The sequence below is a fragment of the Mycobacterium sp. NPDC003449 genome, assembly GCF_053588415.1.
In genome coordinates, this window is record NZ_JBSFPX010000336.1 from 1 (window position 1) to 3665 (window position 3665).

A 3665-nucleotide genomic window follows, 5' to 3' on the forward strand; every position below is an offset into this window, starting at 1 on the left:
GCGTTGTCGGTGGGGGCGCAGTTGGTGATTGCGCGTCCGGACGGGCACCGCGATCCGGATTACTTGGCGGGGTTGATCCGTGAGCATGAGGTCACGGTGGCGTTCTTTGTCCCGACGATGCTGAGCACCTTTGTGGGGGCGGCGGCTCATCGTGATGCGTTGGGTTCGTTGGAGTCGCTGTGGGTTGGTGGTGAGTCGCTGCAGCGGTCGTTGGTGGAGGCCGTTGGTCGGGTGTGTTCGGCGACGGTGACGAATTTGTATGGGCCGACCGAGGCGACGGTGTTTGCGGTTGCGGGTGAGGTTGGCGGTGACGGGGCTGTTGCCGGTGTTGGGGGAGCGCCGATTGGGGGTCCGGTCGCCAATACGCGGGTGTGGGTGCTTGATCGGTGGTTGCGTCCGGTTCCTCCGGGGGTTGTGGGTGAGTTGTTTATCGGCGGTGCGCAGTTGGCTCGGGAATATGCAGGACGTCCGGGGTTGACCGCGTCGCGGTATGTGGCTGATCCGTTTGGGTCGGATGGGTCGCGGTTGTATCGCACGGGTGATTTGGTGCGGTGGGGTGATGATGGGCGTCTGGAGTTTGTCGGGCGTTCGGATTTCCAGCTCAAGATTCGTGGCCAGCGTTTGGAGTCCGGTGAGGTCGAGAAGGCGTTGGTTGAGCACCCGGCGGTGGCTCAGGCGGTGGTCACTGTGTTTGATCGGCCTGGTCTGACGCCTCAGTTGGTGGCTTATGTGAGTTCGGCGGGTGCTGGTGATGAGCAGTTGGCCGGGCAGATCAAGCAGTTCGCTGCGGGGCGGTTGCCGGGGCACATGGTGCCCGCGGTGGTGATGGTGTTGCCGTCATTGCCGTTGGCGGCCAGCGGCAAGGTTGATCGGGGTCGGTTGCCTGAACCTGAGGTCAGTGTTGGCGAGTATGTCGAGCCGGGTAATGACACCGAGGCGCTGATCGCCGGAGTGTTCGCCGATGTTCTTGGTCATGATCAGGTCAGCGTGACTGATGACTTCTTCGAACTCGGCGGCGACAGCATCATCAGCATCCGCGCGGTCACGCCGTTGGGGCGGTTGGGGTGCCACGTCACACCCCGCCAGATCTTCGAGCACCGCACCGCCCGCGCACTCGCGAACGTCGTTGCAGTGCAACCGAGCCCGGATGCCGCCGAGGACGGAGTCGGAGAAGCCGACTTGACGGCGATCATGCAGATGTTGGCCGATAACGAAGGCTCGACGGAGCACTTCCACCAATCGGTGATTTCGCGGGTAGCCGTCGACCTCACCCACCAGCAGCTGGTGCAGGCTTTACAGGCCGTGGTCGACCGTCACGACGCGCTGCGGTCCCGGTTCTGGCGCGAATCCCAGCGCTGGCGGTGGGAGTTCAGTGAGCCCGGTTCCGTTGCGGTAGACGATGTGCTGACAACAGTGCACCTGGACTCGGATAGCCTTCCCGGTTCGTCGGGATTCGCGACCGCAGCCGCTGCGGCGCACAGCGCCGCGGTGCAGCGGCTCGCCCCGGCTAAGGGGCGAGTGCTGGCATTGGTGTGGCTACGCCCCGACGACCTGTCCACCGGTGAGAGCCGGTTGCTGTGGGTGGCCCACCACGTGGCGGTCGACGCGGTGTCCTGGAACATCCTCCTCGAGGATTTCGCCGATGCGTCCAGGCAAGCCGCGCTTGGCGTCACCGCATCCCTGGCTCCGGTGCGCACCTCGATGCGCCGGTGGGCAGCGGAACTGGCGGCGCCGGCTGCCCTTGAGGCAAAGAAAGCCGAGCTGCCGTATTGGCTCGGTGTGGTGGCAGGCGACGAGCCCCCGTTGGGGCAACGCCGGCTTGATGCCGGGCGAGACCGGGCAACCGACGTGGCCCGTGTGGTGATATCGCTACCCACGGACATCACCGAGAAATTGCTCGACAGGCTGTCCGCCATGTTGCGGTGTGGAATCGACACGGCACTCGTGGCCACATTGGCGCTGGCGGTCGCCACCTGGCGGCGTGACCGCGGACAAGACTGGTCTTCCCCGCTGATCATGGTCGAAAGGCACGGCAGGGAGACCTCGGTCTTCCCAGAAGCCGATGTGTCCCGGACGGTGGGTTGGTTCACCGCGCTGTTCCCGACCCGGCCCGACCTGAGCGGCCTGGACCGCGAATCAGGACGCGGTGCCGAAGGGACAGTTGTCGAGGCGATCAAACGGGTGAAGGAGCAGCTTGCGCAGGTACCCGACAACGGGATCGGTTACGGCATACTGCGTTACGCGGATGCCCAGACCAGCGACGCGCTCAGCCGCCACCAACCGGGGCAGATCGCGTTCAACTACCTGGGCCGCTTGAACAGCGCCGATTTCGATGCCACCGGCCTGGAATTCGCCGATCCCGCAGGCGATCCGGACATGGTGCCATTGAACGAAATCTCGATCAACGCCTGCACAACGGGCCGCGGCGATGACGCACAGGTGCAGATCGCCGTCGACCATCTGGCCACCGTGCTGGGCGATGACGATGTGCGACAGCTGTGTCAGGTCTGGACAACGCTCGTTGAGCAGCTTGCCGTCGGCCTGACCGAGGACATCAGTGCGCTCACCCCCTCCGATGTGTTGGCTGATGTCTCGCAAACCGAACTGTCGCAATGGGAGTCGCAGCTGGCAGAAGGTTGGGTCAATTAGCCGACGCCAGGTTTCTGATGAACAGCGCGGTGTCCTGCCGCGCTGTTCATCAGGTTCAGGGGTCGGTCAGCGGTCCACCCGCTGAACCTGTGAACGCGGTCCTATGTTGTGCCTCTTCCAAACCCGCTGAGTACAGCCCACCAATCGAATCAACGGCAACCCAGCAACCACAGTGATCGATCAAAGAGGAATTATGCAAGAACGACTCGACGAAAACCGGACCGACACCACTGCTTCGACCCGCCCGTCGTTGCGGGATGTGTGGCCGTTGTCGCCGTTGCAGCAGGGGTTGCTATTTCATGCCCGGCTGGCTGAGGGTGAGACGGTCGATCCGTACACGGTGAGTGTGCGTGTGGCGTTGGGTGGTTCGTTGGATGCGGATCGGTTGCGGTTGGCGGTGGATCGGCTGGTTGAGCGTCATGCGGCGTTGCGGGCGGTGTTTGTCGACGATGAGGGTGGTGTGACCCGCCAGTTGGTGCTGGGTGGCCGGCGGGTGCCGTGGTTTGAGGTGGATCTGCGGTCGTATGGGGCGGCTGAGCGTGAGGTTGAGTTGGAGCGGGTCCTGGCTGATCAGGAGTCGCGGCGATTCGATGTGTCGCGTGATTTTCTGGTGCGGTTCGGGTTGGTGCGGCTCGGTGAGTCCGAGTGGGTGTTGTCGGTGCTGATGCACCATCTGGTAGTGGACGGGTGGTCGACGTCGATCTTGTTGGGCGAGTTGGTGGCTTGCTATGACGAGGTTGGCGGTGGGCGTGCATTGCCTGCAGCAGGGTCGTATCGGGACTTCTTGCGGTGGGTTGGGAAGCAGGACCGTGAGGAGGGTTTGGCGGCGTGGTCGCAGTATCTGAGTGATTTGCCCGAACCGACGCTGATTGCCGCCGATGCGCGGGCCAGGGCGGTGCTGGATCGTCCCCGTGAAGTGAGTGCTGTTGTGGGGCAGTCGCTTACCGCTGAGGTGCAGGCATTGTCGCGCCGGTTGGGTGTGACGGTGAATACGGTGCTGCAGGTGGCGTGGGCGG

General features: G+C 64.0%; 2 protein-coding genes. Both read left to right on the plus strand.

The features are described 5' to 3' along the window. Positions 1-9: 9 nt before the first annotated feature. A complete protein-coding gene (locus tag ACWDTP_RS37895; RefSeq protein ID WP_450028353.1) occupies positions 10-2649 on the plus strand; it encodes a condensation domain-containing protein in 2640 nt (879 codons plus the stop codon). A 172-nt stretch (positions 2650-2821) separates the two neighbouring features. Beyond that, positions 2822-3665 (plus strand): condensation domain-containing protein (locus tag ACWDTP_RS37900; protein ID WP_450028352.1); only part of this gene is annotated, 844 nt, incomplete at its 3' end.